This is a genomic window from Labrys okinawensis (assembly GCF_047345005.1).
In the GTDB taxonomy this organism is placed as follows: domain Bacteria; phylum Pseudomonadota; class Alphaproteobacteria; order Rhizobiales; family Labraceae; genus Labrys; species Labrys okinawensis.
The window spans coordinates 5,461,543-5,480,018 of record NZ_CP178864.1 but is presented as its reverse complement, the minus strand read 5'-3'; the positions used below and the strand labels follow the sequence as shown (position 1 = coordinate 5,480,018).

The window sequence follows — 18,476 nt, the reverse complement described above, 5'->3', positions numbered from 1 at the left end:
TCTGCAGCATATTGGGGGACATAGTCATTGGCTTCTGCGTTGTGTGCTTATGGACGGGCCACTAATTGGCCAGGACGACAAGCGGCTTACCCTTTTCGGCCAGATAGGTACCGAGCTCCGCAGCATTGCCATGTCCGACGTTCCTCGCCGAATGGACCACGCCGGCAGGGATGAACAAGACGCCGCCTGCTTGCAGCGTCAGCGGCGGCTTTCCGGCGACCTCGTACTCGAGCGATCCTTCAAGGACATAGATGATTTCTTCGCCAGGATGGGAGTGTCTTGGAAAAGAGGCTCCCGGTGCAAAGTCGATGCGAGCCTGGACCATCTCGCGCCCCGGCGTGCTGAGATCGTGACGTTGCAGCTCAGTGCGCGTAATCCCTGCTTGCTGAGCATGCGCCTCAAAAGCAGGACCGCCATGAATCAGGAGCAGCATTCCTGCGGCGATCATTGCGCTTCTCATCTGTTTTTCCTTCGTCAATCGTGGCGTCGAAGCCGTCCTAAAGCGTTCTGTGATTTGACGGCCGCGGCAAGGATCGCAAAGACGCGTAGAAACAAAGAGTTAGAGTAAAGCAGCGTGTACGCTTGAACGCGCTTTGCTGTGGAAGTCGATTACAGTGCCGGTGTGCGGTAGGGAGACAGGAAAGGAGCCAGCGCGGCGAACAACTCGTCAGGCCTCTCCTCGGCAACCCAGTGCCCGCTGCCTGGGATGATCACGCCCTGCACATTATCCGCGACGAGCTTCATGGTGCTCACGACGCCTTGGCCGATGCCCTTCTCTCCACCAATCGCCAGGACCGGAAGAGCCAGCCGGTGCTTCCTGCGCTCCACGTTCTGCGCAATGGTGGTGTCGATCGCACGGTAGGATCCGAAGCTGCCGCGCAGGGCATCGGGAGATTTCAGGCGGTCGACATAGTACTGGACCACGCTCTCGGGCAGCGGCGTGCCGGCCGAGCCCGCATACTCCGCGCCGAAATAAACTTCCTCGCGCCCTCTGACGAGCGCTTCATTCACCTCGGCGCCGAGCCGGTTGAATGCGATGTGCCAAAGCCGCTTGTTGAGTGGTCCCGGAACAAGCAGGGGTGGCGACGGCGTAACGCCCGTAATGATGGCCTCGCCCACGACCAGCCTGTCTACGCGATCCGGATGATCGGCGGCCAGCGCGTAGGCAATCCCCATGCCGGTGTCGAAGCCGACAATGGCGAACCGCTTGTGGCCAAGAACATCCACCAGCGCGGCGAGGTCATTGGCCTGACTGCCGGAATCATATCCCGTTTGTGGCTTGTCGGAGAGCCCTACACCGCGCTGGTCAACCGCGATGACCTCAAAATCGCGCGCTAGCGCGGGCATGATCAATCGCCACTGATACCAGGTCTGGGGCCAACCATGTACGAGCAGCAGGGGAGGCCCCTTGCCTCCGATCACCGCGTGCAGGTGCAGGCCGCCGATATCGACATGGTGGCTCTTGAAGACTTGCGTGAATCCTTGTGGCAGGTCTGGCGCCTCGGAAACGGAGCCGGTGCCCGAGCGGACGCTCGCAGCCGTTGACGGCGAAACAGCTGCTGGTGCCAGCAAAGCCGTGCCAATTGCGGCTGCAGAGGCGGCAAGAAAGGAGCGCCTCCCTTCGAGAGTTTCTGAAGTCATGAGAGAGTTCCTTTATCGGTCGATGCGGTGATCAGTGCTGAACGTCCATGAGAACCCGCCCGAAGGGGCGATCCTCGATCAGATAGCGGACAGCCTCTGCCGCCTGGGACATGGGGAAGACTCGGCCGATCGTCGGCTGAAGCGCTCCTTCTTTCAGGTAGTCCAGGAGCGCGGTGTTGGCTGTCGCAATCACCTGCGGCGGGAAGAGCCTGAATGTGAACCCGCGGATGGTGGCGGCCTTCCAGATGACGTCGGTGACGTTGACGCTTGCCTCGCGTCCGCCTGCGTAACCGGCGATGACGAGCGTGCCGCCAAAGGCGATCGACGCCAGCGCCTGACCGGTCAGGGCTCCACTGACGCCATCCACGACGACATCGACACCCTTGCCTTCCGTGATCCGCAGGACGCCGTCTTTCAGGCTCTCCCTGGAAAGATCGATGACGTGTTCATATCCGGCAGCGCGAGCCAGCTCGGCCTTCTGGCTGTTGCCTGCGGTCGAGATCGCCATCGCGGCGCCGAGACGGCGGGCGACCTGCACAGTCTCCATGCCGACGGCGCTGCCTATGGCCGGCGCAAGCACGGTCTGCCCAGGCTTGAACCTGGCAATCTCTGTGAGTGCCAGGTAGCCCGTGAGATACCCGGCGCCAGCCAGATAGGCCGCCGCGCGATTGTCATCGAGGCCCTCGGGAACATGGGAGAGGCTTGCTTCCGGTATCACGACAAATTCTCGCCACGTCCCATCGGCCACGAGGCCCAGACCCGCTCCCCTGACGAACACGCGATCGCCTACCGAAAACCTTTCGCCGTTGCTCGCGGTCACCACGCCCATTCCGGTCTGGCCGCCGACACGTGGAAGGTTCGCAGATGTCGCCATGTAGTAATGGCCCGAGCGAAAGGTGTTATCCAACGGATTGATACCGACCGTGCGCATCTCGACGAGCACTTCGCCCTCACGAAGCTGGGGGCGCGGCAGGTCCACCAGCCGATTCTCGCGATAGTCGCCATAGGACTGATACTGGATTGCCTTCATCGTCCTGCTCCTTGTCCAACGCGCCGCCGGAAGTCAGCGGCTCGCCTTGGCAAACGACGTAAGCCCTTCCAAATTGTGTGAGTAGACGGTAATTTTGAGAACGTTCCTCTCACAGGTGAAAGGCTATGAACCGCCTGGAGGCCATGACCATCCTGTTGGCGACGGTGGATACGGGGAGTCTTTCTGCCGCAAGCCGCCGGCTTCGCCTTCCGCTCGCAACGGTCAGCCGACGGGTTGCGGAACTGGAGGCTCATTTGAATGTCCGCTTGCTCAACCGCGGTCACCGCAAGGTAGAATTGACCGAGGCGGGGCGCAGCTATGTAGCCTCATGCCGACGGATCATGGAGGAAATCGCAGATATTGAGCGCACCGCGTCTGGCGAATATCGCGCCCCCCAAGGAGAACTGACTATCAGCATGACCGCGGTCTTGGGTCGAACCCATGTTCTTCCGATCGTCGTGGAGTTTCTGAACATGTTTCCGGACATTCGCGTCCGGGTCCAATTGACCGACCGGGCTGTGAACCTGTTGGAGGAACATGTCGATGTTGCCGTGCGTATCGGTGAGCTGCCGGACAGCAGCATGATCGGCGCGCGCGTCGGACTCATCCGGCCGGTGTTTTGCGCGAGCCCTGCTTACCTGGAGAGCCGGGGCGTGCCGAGAAGACCCGCCGATCTTCGATCGCACGATTGTGTCATTCACGAGGGCTACGCAAGCTCCTACGACTGGGAATTCCGCCAGGATGAGATGATGGTTGCAGTCCGGGTTCCGTCCCGCCTCGTCGTGGATTCAGGTGAGGCCGCTGTCGTTGCCGCAGCCGCGGGCGCCGGCATCGCAAGGGTATTGTCGTATCTGACCGGTGCATTGGTGAATTCAGGCTCCCTCGTCTTATTGTTGAGCGAGTATGAACCGCCGCCTATACCGGTGAATGTAATCTATCCCGCGCAGCGCCAGGTGCCGCTGAAGCTGCGAGCTTTTCTCGATTTCGTAATACCTCGGCTAAGAAAGAATCTTGGCTGAAGCCCAAGCCCACATGCTTCGCCGTTTTTGGGCAGCTCGCCTAGGGCAGCGTGGCTCAAACGAATATGCCTACGGCAATCCCAAGGCGGTTCGGTAAGTCCGTACAGCTGTAATCTGAGCGCTGTCCCCATTTCAGGCTTGACGGAAATTGTCTGCCGTATTCCATGTCACGACAGCGGTGCCAACCGGGGATTATTTCCCCTGAAGCGGCCCATCGCATGCTTCGAGGGTCGTCAAGCTCATGGCCATTCCGACTGTGGTAGGTGGCATTTCCCTAAAAAGTAAGCTGCTATTCGTCGCGTGCCTGACTGGAATGTCGGGCCTCTTTCTCACCGTCGATGTAACGGCTGCCCTCTGTCAACAACCCACCGCGGTGCCAGTCGTGGTTTCGGGAGAATGGCTGGATGCGAAACTTCCCGCCGAAAAGCGAGCGGATCTCGTTCTGGCTGCCATGAATCGAGAAGAGAAACTGCGCTTGGTGTTCGGATATTTCTCCACGCAGGCGCCCTGGATGATAACCGGGACGAAGAATTTCGCCGCGCCACCCGCCGGGAGGCCGAATTCGGCCGGTTACGTTCCCGGGATAGAGCGCTTAGGTGTTCCGGCGTTGTGGGAGACCGATGCGGGCGTGGGTGTCGCAACCCAGCGCTCCCCCACACCGCGGGAACGCGCGGCACTTCCCTCGGGCATCGCATTGGCGGCTACATATAACCCGCAGGTCGCTTTTTCCGGCGGTGCAATGATCGGCAACGAAGCGCGCCTCTCGGGATTCAATGTCCAACTTGCCGGTGGCGTGAACCTGATGCGCGAGCCGCGGAATGGACGAAACTTCGAATATGCGGGCGAAGATCCTCTTCTGGCCGGCACGATCGTAGGCTTCGAGATCCAGGGCATCCAGTCGAACCACATAATCTCGACGCTGAAGCACTTTGCCTTCAACGACCAGGAAACCAATCGCCAGACGATCGACGTGACCATTGGCGAGGCGGCGGCGCGCGCGAGCGATTTATTGGCGTTCCAGCTTGCCAACCAGATCGGCAAGCCCGGCGCCGTCATGTGTGCATACAATCGAGTCAACGGCGCAGCCGCCTGCGAGAATGACTGGCTGCTCAATCAAGTTCTGAAAACGGATTGGCAGTTCAAAGGCTATGTCATGTCCGACTGGGGTGCGGTCCGCTCTACCGTCGAGGCAGCGAACGCCGGTCTCGATCAGGAATCCGGTTGGGCGTTCGATGCCTCCGCATATTTTGGCGACGCCCTTCGCGAAGCTCTCAACTATGGCCATGTCGACCAGGCTCGGCTCGACGACATGGCCCACCGCATCCTCTTTGCCATGTTCGCCAACGGCCTTTTCGATGATCCGGTCGTAGCGGACCAATCCGCCCTGATCGATTTTCGTGCCCATGCGGATGTGACGCGGTCTGCGGCGGAAGAGAGCATGGTTCTCCTGAAGAACGAGGGCCTTCTGCCCCTCACATCGGCGGTGAAGTCCATTGCGGTCATAGGCGGGCATGCCGACAAGGGCGTCTTGTCGGGCGGCGGGTCTTCACAGGTCTATCCGCTCGGTGGCCTGGCGCTGCCAAATGAAGGCCCGGAGAATTTCCCGGGGCCGATGGTTTTTTACCCATCCCCGCCCATGAAGGCTCTCCAATCACGCAGCGCCGCTGCGTTCACTTACGCCGATGGAAAAGACCTTGATGCAGCGGCCAGCCTCGCCGCCAGGAGTGACGTTGCCATCGTCTTCGCGACACAATGGGCAGCCGAAAGCCTGGACCTGCCGAATCTCGATTTGCCAAATGGTCAGGACGCATTGATCGCCGCGGTGGCCAAGGCGAACCCGCGAACGATCGTCGTGCTCGAAACCGGCGGGCCGGTGCTCATGCCATGGCTTTCCAAGGTCGGCGCCGTGCTCGAAGCGTGGTATCCGGGAACATCAGGCGGTGAGGCAATCGGCCGTATCTTGACGGGGGAGGTAAACCCGTCGGGTCACCTGCCCGTCACTTTCCCGGCAAGCCTCTCCCAGCTTCCGCGTCCGGAACTCGATGGGGACGCCAAAGTGGATGAAAACGCTCACCCCTTCACGAACTACAATGTGGAGGGCGCCGCCATCGGCTATAAGTGGTTCGACAGTCACGCCCTGACACCACTTTTTCCATTTGGCTATGGCCTCAGTTTCACAACGTTCGATTTTGATGGGTTGAGGGCAGAGCGCGAAGGCGACGGCCTGCGCGTCTCGTTATCGGTTCGAAACGCCGGGAAGGTTGCAGGCAAATCGGTCGTGCAGGCCTACATCGCACCAGAAGGCGGAAGCTGGGAAGCGCCGAAACGTCTCGTTTCTTTCAAGAAGATCGAACTGAGCGCTGGCGAAACAAAGGCGATCACGCTCGACATAGATCCTCTGCTGCTGGCCACCTTCGATACAATTTCCAAAAAGTGGAAGATCGCGCCTGGAACCTACAAAGTCATTGTCGGCCAGTCGGCGACTGATGCTGCCGCGACTGCGACGGTGCGCCTGGATTTGCGCGAACTCGATGTTGGGAAGCATTAGGTGGCAATGACGACCAACGCGTTGCGTGTTTGAACTCTGGCTTTCGCGGAGGCCGGCGCCCCTGAATGTCTGGCCCTGGCCGAAAACGCCCAGTCTGCTTCATCGCCATCGACGCTGGGACGGCCGCGCGGTTACCGAAGTTCAACTCACCGAGCGCCTTGCATATCCCGTTCCAGGATCGCAAGTCTCCATGCGTAAGGCTTTGGAGAAGCGGCGGTTTGCTCTGAAGCCGCCAAAGTCACGCCTGGCTATCCGGCGTTCGATGGTGACTTGGGCCCCGAGAGGCCCTGGGCTGAGTCTTCGGGCTCGCCCGTCTTGACGGATCTAATTTCCGTGGATCCGTCGGAGGGAATAATAGCAAAATATTCCTCTTTGGTGAACTCTTGAGTGCTGCTGGAGAGTTTGCCTTCAGATCTGCGTCCTCCTTTGCTGCCTCGGCGGGAGTCTTCTACCATCCGGGAGCCGTTTCAAGGAGGGACTTCGGCCACGAGGAGAACTGACGGCGTGCGCGATAGGTGACAGAAAGTTAGCCGCGCCTATCTCAAGTCCGGATAAGAGCTGCGCTGCCGTCCCTCGCCAGCCCACCAAATCCTGCCGCACGGAGTAAAGGAAGCTTATTCCGCCATGCCGAACGGCAGCCGGGATTGGTAGCGAGCCGTCTGGCTTGCCTGTAAGTCAGAATATGGTAGCGAGGTATAGGGTGACCATAAGCCCCACTACGATTAGCGAGCCAATAAAATCAGTCCACGGACCCATCGTCCCGTTCCCATTGCGTGAAGTTGTAACATAGCGGCCCGGTGTTTCGCTAATATTGCTTGTCCTTTGCTGAGATGTTCCATCGATTGCCGCCGCCAGCCCGGGCGAGCGTGATCGCGGCAGGTTGCCACAGGGGATATGCGCGGAAATGCCTTAAGGTTTGCGGTGATCGAGGCGGGACGGAGAAGGGAATGCGCACGCGATATAGGTGGTCAGCACAAGCGGCATCGGCCGCGCTGCTGGTGATGATGGCGTGCAGGCTGGCACAGGCTGGCTTTGATGAGGGAAAGGCTGCCTACAGCAAGGGCGATTTCGACGCTGCGCTTCGCGAATGGCGCCCCGTGGCGGAACAGGGCGATGCCAGGGCGCAGAAAAAGCTGGGTGATATGTATGCCGGAGCGGAGGGCGTCGACGAGAACGACGGGATCGCGATCCAATGGTATCTCAAGGCAGCCGAACAGGGCGTTGTGGAGGCTCAGACCAGTCTCGGATTGATGTATGAGAGCGGGCAGGGCGTGCACCAGAACCATGCCTTGGCGATGAGCTGGTATCGCAAGGCTGCCGCCCTGAAGGACCCCGTCGGCCAGTCATCGCTGGCTGCGATGTATGACTACGGCCTCAGCGTGCCGAAGAACCGTGTTGTCGCCTATGCGCTCTACAATCTGTCGCCGCTCAACCGTTTCTATGCCCAGGCGTTGCGACGCAAGATGACCAGGGCCGAGGCGAAGGCAGGCGAGGAGCTGACCGACAGGCTGGCGCACGCCGGCGATTTCCTCCAGGCTCTGGATCAAGCTGCATGGCGGTAGGCGGGCAGAGTGCAATTGGGCACAAGGAACCGAGTTCGCCGTCGTGGCGTGGCTCAAACGAAATGCCTTCGGCAAACCCAGCGCGGTTCACCGGATTTCTTCAGGTTCCTTGGCCATCGGTTCATGCGATTTCTCCCCGTTCAGGTCATGCCGGTGGTCGCTGATGGCCAGATAGACCCTTTTCCGGACGCGATTGATGAGCCCCAGGGGCTTATGCGCCGGAAGCGAGTGCCAGGGGCTGAAGGACAGGTTTTCGCAGAACTTGCCGCGTTCCTCGGACATGATGTCCTGTCGAGGGATGACGATCTGTGCCACGCGGTCGATCCTCGCAATCTCTTCGCTCCATTCGACGCTGGTGTCCTCGATGGGGGTGCTGCGCGAGTCGACAAAAGATTGAATGTAGAAATCGAACCGCACTTCCTCGTGGCGCTCGAGCATTTCCTGCATGGCGCGCTTGGGTGAGAAATTCGCGGCCAGGAGGTTGCGGATCCTCTGGAGAAGACCGGGAATCGGCAGCTTGGGAATGGCGGTGTATTTCACGGCGTAGGGCGGGCGGCCGTCGCCGAATTTGTAAGGGGTCATGGACCAGTAGCGCCGAGCCAAGGGGCTGGATGCGATTGTCAGGTTGACGTGCAGGGCAATCCAGATCAGCCGGAGCGATCGCAGGCGCAAGGGCGCCAGGACCCATTGGTTCCAGAAGCCCCCCTCCAGGTATTTCCTCAATACCTCGATGTAATCCTTCAGATCGTTGACAAAGAAATTCGGGTGATTGATCAGAATAAAATCCTGGGTGAACCGCTCGTCGCTCAATATTTTCTGCCCCTCGACACCCATGAGCTTGATCGCCATGCCTCTGGCGTCGGGGGAGCGGGGCGTCGTGGGGAAGAAATTTCCGTTGGAGAAACGGATCCAGGCCTGATAGGTCTTCCCGGGCTTGGAAAAGATGCCGTGCTGCAATTCCGCGCGAAGGTCGCTCTCCACCACGAAGGATGCCCGCACGCATCCCATATCGAAGGCATGGGCATCCCTTCGGGCCGGGCGCTCGCCACTATCGAAGTGCTGGCCGATCACCTGGGAAATCATGACGATGAATTCGTCGATGCTTTCCTTCTCAAGCTGTGGGTCGTCCTCGTAGTAGCGCTCTTCGAAATCCAGTTCGTCGACGTCTTTTATTGACATGGGACCGCTCCTCAAGACGGGACTCTGGGATCGAGCGAAGCGAGGAGCGCCATGCTTCTCTGCCGTTCGGAGCTCGAGACCTGTCCTTTCTGGCCGCTGTGGAAGGCCGCAAGCCTGTCGCGTGCCTCGACCTGCCGCCCGCATGCTCGCCAGAACGAGGCAAGCGCGTTCAGGGCGCGCAGGTGCCAGATCAGCACTCCTTGGTCGGCCGCTATTGCGATTGCGGTCTCGTAGTTTGCTTCGACATCCAGCGCTGGCGCTCCCGCGGCGGCCAACAGATCGCCCCTGAGGCGCTGGACCTCGGCTGCATACCAGCGCCCTTCTGAATTGCCGATCTGCTCGACGATATCCTCGATCAGTTCCATGGCTGCAGCATGCTGGCCGGTTTCAGCAAGTCCGCGGGCAAGAAGAAGATGAGCGAACTGGTTCCAGACATGCAGTCCGGTTTGCTCCAGCCCGCGAATGCTTTCGCGAATATCCTCAACCGCAGCTTCGAGCCGGCCCAGCTCGAGCCGCGCCCATCCGCGCAGCATCAACCCGCCTGCTATCCACTGCAGGAATTCATGATCGGTTGCCAGCGCAATAGTTTGCTCGGCGATCGGAAGGGCCAGGGCTGTCTTTCCCGCCAGCAGATAGGCGCCGGCAACGAAAGGCAGCACGTAGCATCGGGTATGGGGGTGGTTCAGCTTCTCCGCATAGTCGAGCGCTTCGTGACAGTGCCCGAGGCCCTGGTCGATGTCTCCGAGCAAAACCAGTATGAGCCCGAGATAGACCTGCGCCGTTGCCTTGAAGTCGTGGGGGTATATCAGCGCCAGCGGCGCATGAACTTCGGGACTGTAAAGGGCAAGAGCCTTCTCCAGATCCAATCGAGCTTCCCTAAGCTCGCCCATCGCAAAGCGTGACATGCCCAGGATGCGGTGCCCCATCAGCATCGCGGTGGTGTTTTGCTGACTTTGTGCTCGTTCCAGCAAATCCTGCGCCACCACGCGGGCCTGTTCGAATTCGCCCCGCATGTAGTGAATGCCGACGAGACCGGTGAGAACGGCAAGGATGGTGGAGCCGTTTGGGTCCCTCTCGCACAGTGTCCGGGCTCGTCTGAAAGCCTGGATGGTTTCGCCGGCCCCATAGCCTTTGGCGGCTATGAAAGCGTTGGCGAGCGAATGCTGGATCTGCAGCTCCAGCGCGTCGCGATCGGCATTTTCAGGCAGGTTGTGAAAGACACTGAGCGCATTCTGGAAGTGCGAGATTGCCTCGATGAAGGCCGAGCGCTTGCTGGCCTGCCTGCCAGCCTTCAGCCAGTAATTGGCTGCCTGCCAGTATTCCTCGCCTTGCGCATAGTGATGGGCGATGAGTTCCGGGGTTGTCTCGGCCAGGTTTGCAAAATCGTGGCACAACGACTCCGCGATGCGGACATGAAGCTTGAAACGCTCGACATGGAGCAGACTTGCATAGGCGGCATCCCGCAGGAGGGCATGCTTGAATGCATAGGTTTCCTCCGCCTCTTGTCGGGTCTCGAACAGGAGCCCTTCCCGCGACAGGCCGGCGATGGCTTCGTCCACGGCGTGGGCAGACAGGGGAGCGACGGCTTTCAGCAGGCTGACCGAGAATTCGCGGCCGATCACGGCTGCAATCTGCGCAACGGCCTTGGTCGGGGCGACCTGATCCAGTCGTGCCATCAGGGAGTCGTGCAGGGTTTCAGGAACCGAGCGGACCCGCCTCGCCGGGATGGGCGCGACATCCTGGCTGATATCCGCGTCCAGCTGGACCACTTTCGTGACCTCTTCCACGAAAAGCGGGATTCCGTCCGTCTTGCGGACGATCCGTTCGATCATCGTGGAGGGGAGCGAATTATCCGGCGTCAGTGACTGGACCAGCTGGATAGCTTCATCCTTCTCCAGGGGATTGAGGACGAAGGAAGTAGAACTCTGCCTTGAGCCAAAGGGGAAGACGAATTGCGGCCGATAGGTGAGAATGGTCAGAACCCGCAAGTCTCTGAGATCACGAGCCAGCAGCGTCAGAAGCTCCAGGGAGCTGGGATCGATCCATTGAAGGTCCTCCACGATGAGGACGACCGGCTGTCGCGCCGCATCCTTGCGGAGCAGATCCAGCAGCGACAGGAGCGCCTGCGCCTTCTGCGGCTTTTGCGTAAGATCCAATGCCGGGTAGCGCTCCGGATTGGGAAGCGACATCGACGCCGCGAGGAAGGGAACGCATTCCCGCCAGGCGCCACCACAGGTCCCTTTCAGCCACGCCTCCAATTTTGGCAATTTGCGGTCGTTCGAAACGGTGCGATCAAGCCTCGCTGCTATCTCGATGAACCGGCTGATGGGATACCAGGGGCTGCTCCTGTGATAGGGCGAGCACTGGAAGAGCAGGATTCGGTGAGGATCGGTCTTCAGCTGATCGGAAAAATGGGCGACCAGCCGCGATTTCCCGATGCCTGCTTCACCACAGATACCCAGAATCTGCCCGTCGCCGGATTTTGCCCGCTCGTAGCGCTCCATCAAGGTCGCAAGCTCACGCTCGCGCCCGACGAATGGCGACAATTGCGCGGCACGATAGGCGGCGAAGCGGCTTCCGACGACATTGGGCCGAATGACGCGCCAGGCGCGAACCGGCTTGTCATAGCCATGCACGGATTGATCGCCGATATCGGTCAGTTCGAAGGATTCGCCGATCAGGCTGCGCGTATGCTCCGCCAGCAGGATCTGGTTTGGGCCTGCGTGTTCCTGCAGACGTGCTGCAAGATTGGGGGCCTCGCCAACGAGTGTGAATTCGGAATTCGGGCCTTCGCCGATCAAGTCGCCCACAATGACGAGACCGGTCGCAATGCCGCAGCGGATCTGCACATGCGTGTTGTGGGCAAACGACAGGCTGGAAACCGAAGCAAGGACGCAGAGCGCGGCGTTGACGGCCCTCTCGGGATCGTCTTCGTGCGCAACAGGAAAGCCGAAATAGGAGAGCAGGCCATCGCCGACATAGCGGGCGATATAGCCGTCATATTTTTCGATCGCCTCGCGGCAGCAGCGCTGGAAGCCGCGGAGGACCTCGCGCAGATCTTCCGGATCCATCTGCCTCGCCAAGGCCGTGGAACCGACGATATCGACGAACAGAACGGTAAGGTTGCGCCGCTCGGCTGCGACACCGACTATAGCCGCCGGGCGGCGAGCCGGATTGGCTGGGCGCGGCATGACGTCCTCCACGAGATCGTCTTGGCCTCCCGTGACCAGTGCACTGCTCGACTGGTCGCGAAAGTCGTTCAGGCAGAACTCGATACGGAATGCTGTGGGCGCCGGCACAATGCGACTTCACGGAACCCCCCGATCCGCAAGATTTCACGAATGCCGAATGCTCTCAATCAAATAATTGAGTCGCAGATGGCGAGGAGCCCCAAGAGTCACGCTGGTGTTACGCTTCTCTCTTCGGAGAGCTGCACCAAGAGACCAGCCGGCTGGTTGTCGGCGGAAGACTCTTTTTGAGATACTTCTTTCGATCTATATTTCCGTATCTCTCTTTTTATCCCAACAGGATCGCTCCGCCTGCCAGCCATAATCTGTGGCGTGGGTCCAAATGACCGGGGCGTGGTCCCGCTCCGGACAAAGTCCGCAGCGTTCCAGATCGAATGTGGTCAATTGAGAGAGATGCCTGCCAGGCGACGTCGCCTGCGTCCTCTCGCCCAATCCGAAATGTCTGAGGAACTTCCACTGTTTCATGGCACTGCCCCCCGAATGCCGGAGGATTGCCCAAAAACCAATGGCTGGCTGTAACCAATGGAACACCAATTGGTAATGTATTCAGCGACGGCCATGCCTGTCAGGGTGCTTCATTGCCCGCCAACATCTGCGTGTCTCGCTCGCACCGAGTTGCAAAGTGAGGCCAGGTGGGCGAATCTTGGTGTCAGAGCTTGGCCGGCAACCATTTCTTGGCGACGCGGCACACCATCGTATAGGCGGGATCGAAGACATTGCCGACATCGTAGCGCACGACCTGCCCCATCAGGTGGCTGGCGGCGGTGATGGACAGGCCGTAGTCGGTGGTCAGCCAGGTCAGCATTTCAGTGGTGGCATGCTGCAGCGCCTGGTCGAGGGGGCGGGCATTGCCGGCGGTGAATATGTCAGTGGCGGTTTCCCCGCGCGGCCAGGTGATTCTGCGCTTCTTCTCGACATTCAGGCGGATTTCGACCTCGAAGGTGGTCTCGATGCCGGTACCCACGATTTCGCCATCGCCCTGTACGGCGTGGCAGTCACCCAGGGCGAACAGGGCGCCGGGCACGGCCACGGGGAACCAGACGGTCGTGCCGGGCCCGAAGCCGCGATAATCCATGTTGCCACCATTCTCGGCGCTGGTGGCATTCGAGATGGCGCCGCCATGACGTGGCGCCACGCCGAAGCAACCGATCATTGGCGCGAGCGGCAGCACCAGATTCTCGAGGCCTTCGGGTGGGGCCTCCAGTCGCGCTGTCAGAGCCTCGCGGTCGATCAGCCAGGTGACACGCTCGGGTTGCGGCAGTCTGCGCACGGCGTCGGGGTCGACGACATTGCTGGCCAGCACCGAATTGGTCCAGCCAGTGCTGCGCGTCGGCGTCATTCTGACGATCTCGACGCGCAACGAATCGCCGGGCTCGGCTCCTTCGATGAAGATCGGCCCGTTCACCGGATTGGGAGGCGAGGCCCGGCGCACGCCGTCCTTGTCGTAGCCGATTGCGTCGATGGTGCCGGTGACGACGGTGTGGCCATCGGCGCAGCGCAGCACGGGTGCATGGGAGCCGAGCGTGTTGTGCCAGGTGGTGGCGTCGAGCCGATGGATCGCCATGAATGCCTCGGAAGGGGGAAGATCCCATTTCGGACTGCGGGGGGAAATTAGGATCTGGGCCGTCGTACCAAGTGGTGAATAGTACGCTTTTGCGAAAAGAATGCGGCGCTATTGACCCTGCTCGCCGTCGCCCAGCATGGAGCGGATGAAGATGTTCGCGAAATAGCCGGCCTGGGCCAGGACGCCTGCGGCGATCACCATCAGGATGCTCTGGGACATCGTAAGATCACCCGGCAGAAGCCAGACGGCGTAGACGATCATGCCCACCAGCCAGACGATCGCGAAAGCGAGGAAGGAGAAGAATCGGCCCAGGAGAAGCGGCAGGACAAAAGCAGCTATGAGCGCATTCATGGCACCAATTCCCTGGCCTGGCGTCCTTCTGTCTGGAGTTCCGAATAGCGCCAACAAAGCAGGGATAGGGACCTGATAAAGCGGAGTCAAATGGAGTGCGCCTCTTGCTTTCAAAACTTTGTAAAACTCTGCCTGCCTTTGGAAATTGCTACGTCTACAGGTGTTCTCGATAGCCCCGGAAGTCCTGCTCGGACCTACCGGACAGGCATAAGTCGATACCGGGCGCATGCATCCTTGTTTCTATTTGGCGGCGCCCATCGAGGCGGAGCCCTCAAGAGAGGATTACTCGTCGGATCGTAGAATTTGCAAAAATGCATTCTCATTGCAACTTTGATGTTCTCGATTGCAATTGTGGAGTCGCGACATTTCGCCACATCGAGAAGCTCATTCCTTAGTCAGTTCTTCGCAAGATTAATCTTATTTCATGTTGCATTGCACAAACCTTAAGCGAAAAAGGCGTAGTTGTGGTGCGATAAAAGCTCCCCTTTTGAGCAGATCTATATCCAAAAGGCGTATGCCAAAAATCCGAACGGGTGGACATGGGAGGCCAACCCAGCTAGGCTTCGCTCGAAAGTTGAAACGAGGGCATCCGAGATTTCCGCCTTGCAGGGTTGGAGTTTCGGGGGCGGGGGTACTCGTTTCACGCAACTGTACGACGCCAGAGGTAATTATGTTCCAGCAGAAATCCCTCGTGACGGCTGCCGAACTTGCTGAATTTGGATCTTCACGGCCATTTCGTTTTTCGGAAAATGGCCTCCGTATCACGATGGCAGGCATTGATCTGACATTGATCTTGTCTGCCATCACCTTTACTCCAGTAATCTACCTCTATTTCTCTACCGGAGCAAACCCGGGAATCTCTTCGTTTCTCAAGGCTGCGCTCGAATCGAGCGTTGTAGCCGTACTCTTTCTGATTGTGCGTCGCAGCTACGAATTCCAGAACCTGATGTCCCTCCGGAGCCAGTTTTCGACCTATCTGCAGGCCTGGATGCTAGGCTTCCTGGTCGTCATGATTGAGGCCTTCATGACGCAGACGAGCGCGGATTACTCCCGAGGCGGGATGCTCTTTGCATTTGTGCCGGGATTGGCTCTGGCTTGCGGCGCCCGGTTCGCGATATTCGATGCCTTGCGCCAGCGTTTGCGGCGCCACGAGATCGTGGTCTCTTCGGCCTTTCTCATCTTGCTGGGCGAACGGCGCGACGCCGACACCATGGTCTCCCGCATGCGTTCCCGCGGCATCATGGTATCCGGCCTCTATTCCATCCCCGCCAGCAGCCTCACCGGCTCAGACCAGATGCGGGACGGGGTCCTTGCCAAGGCCGTGCACAATGCGCGGCTGGCGGTATCGGCCTCCCGCTGTGACGTGATCTATGTCATGGCCCCCTGGCAGATGGAGAATGCGCTCACCCGGTTACAGAGCCTGCTCCGCCGCGTGCCGGTTCCGGTCACCTTGCTGCCCGACACCTTCGGCTTTGATGCCCACAATGCCCGGCCCGTCGATCTGGCCGGCTTGTCCGGGCTCGAGATCCAGCGCGCCCCGCTGACGTGGAGCGAGCGTGCAGTCAAGCGCGCGCTCGATATCACCGTCGCCGGCATCGCCCTGCCTCTGCTCGCGCCCTTCCTCGGCATGGTGGCGCTCGGCGTCCTGGTCACCTCGGGCCGGCCGATCCTCTTCCGCCAGCATCGGCGCGGCTTCGCGGGCCGGACCTTCGAGATCCTGAAGTTCCGGACCATGCGCGTCATGGAAAACGGGGCCGTCGTCCGGCAGGCAGAGCGCCACGATCCCCGCGTGACGAAGTTCGGCGCCTTCCTGCGAAAACACAGCCTCGACGAGCTGCCGCAGATCTGGAACGTGCTGGTGGGTGACATGTCGCTCATCGGGCCGCGGCCGCATGCCCAGGCTCACGACGACCAGTATGATCCGCTGATCGAAACCTATGCCATGCGCCACCATGTCAAGCCGGGCATCACCGGCTGGGCACAGATCAACGGCCACCGAGGCGAGACACCGACCGTCCAGCACATGGAAGCCCGTGTCGCCCACGACCTCTGGTACATCGACCATTTCTCCCTGCGGCTCGATCTCTACATCGTCGCGAAGACCGCTCTGCTGGCCTTCCACGACAGGGCCGCCTATTGACCGAACTGTCCAAAAAGCACGCCCGACGGCCGACCGCAAGGCGACCTACGGCCCGAAATATCGGCCATCACCCCGTAATGAGGCGACTCCGATGAATGCTGAACTGGACATGCGCTGGTTCGCCGCCACCACACTGCCTCGGCAGGAGATGGTGGCGGCTGAGAACCTTAAGGCTCAGTCCTTCGAATTCCTGCTGCCGCGCCTGCGCGTCACCAAGCGCCACGCCAGGCGTGTGGTCGAGGCTATCGATCCGCTGTTCCCGGGCTACATCTTCATCCGCATGGACCCGGCGGTGACGGCATGGCGGTCCATCAACGGCACGCGCGGCATCGGCAATCTCGTCATGAGCGGGGACCGCCCCGTGCCGGCGCGCCCGGGCATCGTCGAGACCATTCTCGAGTCCATCGGGCCTGACGGGATGGTCAAGTTCACGGATCCGATCCAGCCGGGCGCCAGGGTGCGTCTTCTGGCAGGTCCCTTCGCGGATGTCCTCGGCGAGGTCGTTTCGCTGGATGGCCGCGGCCGGGTCAACCTTCTGCTTAGCCTGTTCGGCATGTCGGTCTACGCCGAGGTCAAGCGCAGCAATCTCGTCGCGGCCTGAAGCTGCGGCGTCTGGACTTTCTATTTTATCCGGGTGAAACCTGTTTTCACCCGGACTGCGGTAGCTTGGGGGCAGCGCTCCCCGGCAGCGCCAACAGAAGGCGGAGCACTGTCATCCGCACGTTGGGGGGTAATGCAATCTTTGGTAGGGGCAGGGTATTCGACGAGTAGGCGTACCACGCCGCCATGCCGGCAAGCATGAGCGACTGGGCTTTGTGAGAGGCAGTACATTGAACGCAAAAGAGTACATCGTCCGCGCTCTGGCGGTTTGTTTGGCGGCTGGTCTGGCTGGATGCTCGATGGTCTCCAAAGACGGACCCACCGGCTCGGCGGTGCGCGAAGGCGCTGCGGTCACGGCATCGAATGTCCCCAAGACCATCCCCTATGTGCTTGTCGACCTCAACCCGGCCTCTCTCGGCGCAGCCAATCGCGGCACCTTTTCTGCCACGCCTCGCTTCACGTCGATGGCACGCGGTGCCGGTCCGGATGTCAGCGTCGGCGTCGGCGACATCCTGAGCGTTACCATCTTCGAGGCGGAGTCGGGCGGCCTGTTCATCCCCAAGGAGGCGGGATCGCGTTCCGGCAATTTCGTCGAGATCCCCAACCAGCAGGTGGACCGTTCCGGCGCAATCTCCATCCCCTATGTCGACGGCCCCGTACATGTGGCCGGGCGCACGACGCGGTCGGTCTCCGCCGAGATTTCCGGCCGGCTCAAGTCGCGCGCCATCGAGCCGCAGGTCGTCGTCTCGGTGGTCGAGCATCGCGGCAATGACATCAGCGTTCTCGGCGAGGTCAACCAGGCCCAGCATTTCTCGATGGATCCCGGCGGCATCAAGCTGCTCGAGGCCATCGCCCGGGCCGGCGGCCCGCGCAATCCGCCCTACGAAACCACGGTGACGATCCAGCGTAACGGGGTAACGCGGCGTGCGGCGATGTCCACCGTCATCCGCGACCCCAGCCAGAACGTGGCGTTGCGCCCCGGCGATGTGATCTATCTCACCCGGGACCAGAAGGTGTTCATGGTGCTCGGCGCTACCCCGAGCCCCGGCTCGATCGGCGGTACCAACAACCGGCGCTTCTCCTTCGACAACGATACGATGAGCCTGTCCGAGGCTATCGCCAAGGCGGGCGGTCTCGACACCACCAGGGCCGATCCGAAGGAGGTCTTCCTCTTCCGGCTCGAGCACCGCAGCACCCTCACGGCGGCAGGCGTCGATATCTCCCAGTACAAGGGCGATCTCGTGCCGACCGTCTACACGGTGGACCTGAGGAAGGGCGACAACTTCTTCATGGCCAACAGTTTCAACATCAGGGACAAGGACCTGATCTTCGTGTCCGAGTCACCCTCCACCGATCTGATCAAGTTCCTCAACATTCTGAGCCCCATTACCTCGAACGCCTATTCGATTTCGGAAAGTGCCGCCGTCAGTCACAACAGTTACTGAGCCGGACGAGCCAAACACTGAGTGGCAGTCTCCACCACCACATCGGCTCTGGCCGATGTGGTGAGGCCATCTTCCTCGCCGGCAAAAGACTCGCATCCCAGGCATGGCGGTCCCGCCCCTTCGGCCGACCGAAGGGACTGAAGACCGCC

The 18,476-nt window shown here is 60.5% G+C and carries 14 protein-coding genes; 7 read left to right on the top strand and 7 right to left on the bottom strand.

Going from position 1 to position 18,476, the window contains the following annotated elements; translation table 11 throughout:
* Window positions 1–61: 61 nt before the first annotated feature.
* The 3 genes from ACMDCR_RS25550 to ACMDCR_RS25540 form a co-directional block, all read right to left on the bottom strand.
* Entirely contained in the window at window positions 62–460 is a 399-nt protein-coding gene (locus ACMDCR_RS25550; protein WP_413993720.1) for a cupin domain-containing protein, read from the bottom strand.
* Window positions 461–609: 149 nt separating this feature from the next.
* Window positions 610–1,641 (bottom strand): alpha/beta fold hydrolase, encoded by a 1,032-nt coding sequence (locus tag ACMDCR_RS25545; RefSeq protein ID WP_413989313.1) that lies wholly within the window; start codon window positions 1,639–1,641, stop codon window positions 610–612.
* 31 nt (window positions 1,642–1,672) lie between these two features.
* The gene (locus ACMDCR_RS25540; protein WP_413989312.1) at window positions 1,673–2,671 is read right to left on the bottom strand and encodes a quinone oxidoreductase family protein; all 999 of its coding nucleotides are present in this window, start codon (window positions 2,669–2,671) and stop codon (window positions 1,673–1,675) included.
* A gap of 125 nt (window positions 2,672–2,796) precedes the next feature.
* On the opposite strand from ACMDCR_RS25540, the gene ACMDCR_RS25535 reads away from it, so the two are divergent.
* The 3 genes from ACMDCR_RS25535 (at window position 2,797) to ACMDCR_RS25525 (ending at window position 7,800) form a co-directional block, all read left to right on the top strand.
* Window positions 2,797–3,690 (top strand): LysR family transcriptional regulator, encoded by an 894-nt coding sequence (locus ACMDCR_RS25535; protein ID WP_413989311.1) that lies wholly within the window; start codon window positions 2,797–2,799, stop codon window positions 3,688–3,690.
* Window positions 3,691–3,931: 241 nt separating this feature from the next.
* Window positions 3,932–6,238: a beta-glucosidase gene (locus ACMDCR_RS25530; protein ID WP_413989310.1), complete on the top strand. Its 2,307-nt coding sequence runs from the start codon at window positions 3,932–3,934 to the stop codon at window positions 6,236–6,238.
* Between the two features lie 947 nt (window positions 6,239–7,185).
* A complete protein-coding gene (locus tag ACMDCR_RS25525) occupies window positions 7,186–7,800 on the top strand; it encodes a tetratricopeptide repeat protein (protein ID WP_413989309.1) in 615 nt (204 codons plus the stop codon).
* A gap of 87 nt (window positions 7,801–7,887) precedes the next feature.
* Here ACMDCR_RS25525 and ACMDCR_RS25520 read toward each other — a convergent pair whose 3' ends face one another.
* Window positions 7,888–8,649, bottom strand: coding sequence for a hypothetical protein (locus ACMDCR_RS25520; RefSeq protein WP_413989308.1), 762 nt, complete (start codon window positions 8,647–8,649; stop codon window positions 7,888–7,890).
* Window positions 8,650–8,748: 99 nt separating this feature from the next.
* Between ACMDCR_RS25520 and ACMDCR_RS25515 the strand changes: the two genes are divergently transcribed.
* On the top strand, window positions 8,749–8,976 hold the full coding sequence (locus tag ACMDCR_RS25515; RefSeq protein ID WP_413989307.1) for a hypothetical protein: 228 nt from the start codon (window positions 8,749–8,751) through the stop codon (window positions 8,974–8,976).
* Window positions 8,977–8,990: 14 nt separating this feature from the next.
* Here the strand turns inward: ACMDCR_RS25515 and ACMDCR_RS25510 are convergent, their stop codons facing one another.
* The 3 genes from ACMDCR_RS25510 to ACMDCR_RS25500 all read right to left on the bottom strand — a co-directional run bounded on the left by ACMDCR_RS25510 (window position 8,991) and on the right by ACMDCR_RS25500 (window position 14,142).
* On the bottom strand, window positions 8,991–12,278 hold the full coding sequence (locus ACMDCR_RS25510) for an ATP-binding protein (RefSeq protein WP_413989306.1): 3,288 nt from the start codon (window positions 12,276–12,278) through the stop codon (window positions 8,991–8,993).
* 598 nt (window positions 12,279–12,876) lie between these two features.
* Window positions 12,877–13,791: an acetamidase/formamidase family protein gene (locus ACMDCR_RS25505; RefSeq protein WP_413989305.1), complete on the bottom strand. Its 915-nt coding sequence runs from the start codon at window positions 13,789–13,791 to the stop codon at window positions 12,877–12,879.
* A 108-nt stretch (window positions 13,792–13,899) separates the two neighbouring features.
* Entirely contained in the window at window positions 13,900–14,142 is a 243-nt protein-coding gene (locus ACMDCR_RS25500; protein WP_413989304.1) for a hypothetical protein, read from the bottom strand.
* Window positions 14,143–14,935: 793 nt separating this feature from the next.
* Between ACMDCR_RS25500 and ACMDCR_RS25495 the strand changes: the two genes are divergently transcribed.
* The 3 genes from ACMDCR_RS25495 to ACMDCR_RS25485 all read left to right on the top strand — a co-directional run bounded on the left by ACMDCR_RS25495 (window position 14,936) and on the right by ACMDCR_RS25485 (window position 18,327).
* Complete coding sequence (locus ACMDCR_RS25495; protein ID WP_413989303.1) at window positions 14,936–16,282, top strand: exopolysaccharide biosynthesis polyprenyl glycosylphosphotransferase; 1,347 nt, start codon at window positions 14,936–14,938, stop codon at window positions 16,280–16,282.
* A gap of 91 nt (window positions 16,283–16,373) precedes the next feature.
* Window positions 16,374–16,883, top strand: coding sequence for a transcription termination/antitermination protein NusG (nusG, locus tag ACMDCR_RS25490; protein ID WP_413989302.1), 510 nt, complete (start codon window positions 16,374–16,376; stop codon window positions 16,881–16,883).
* Window positions 16,884–17,181: 298 nt separating this feature from the next.
* The gene (locus ACMDCR_RS25485) at window positions 17,182–18,327 is read left to right on the top strand and encodes a polysaccharide biosynthesis/export family protein (protein ID WP_413989301.1); all 1,146 of its coding nucleotides are present in this window, start codon (window positions 17,182–17,184) and stop codon (window positions 18,325–18,327) included.
* The last annotated feature ends 149 nt before the right edge of the window (window positions 18,328–18,476 follow it).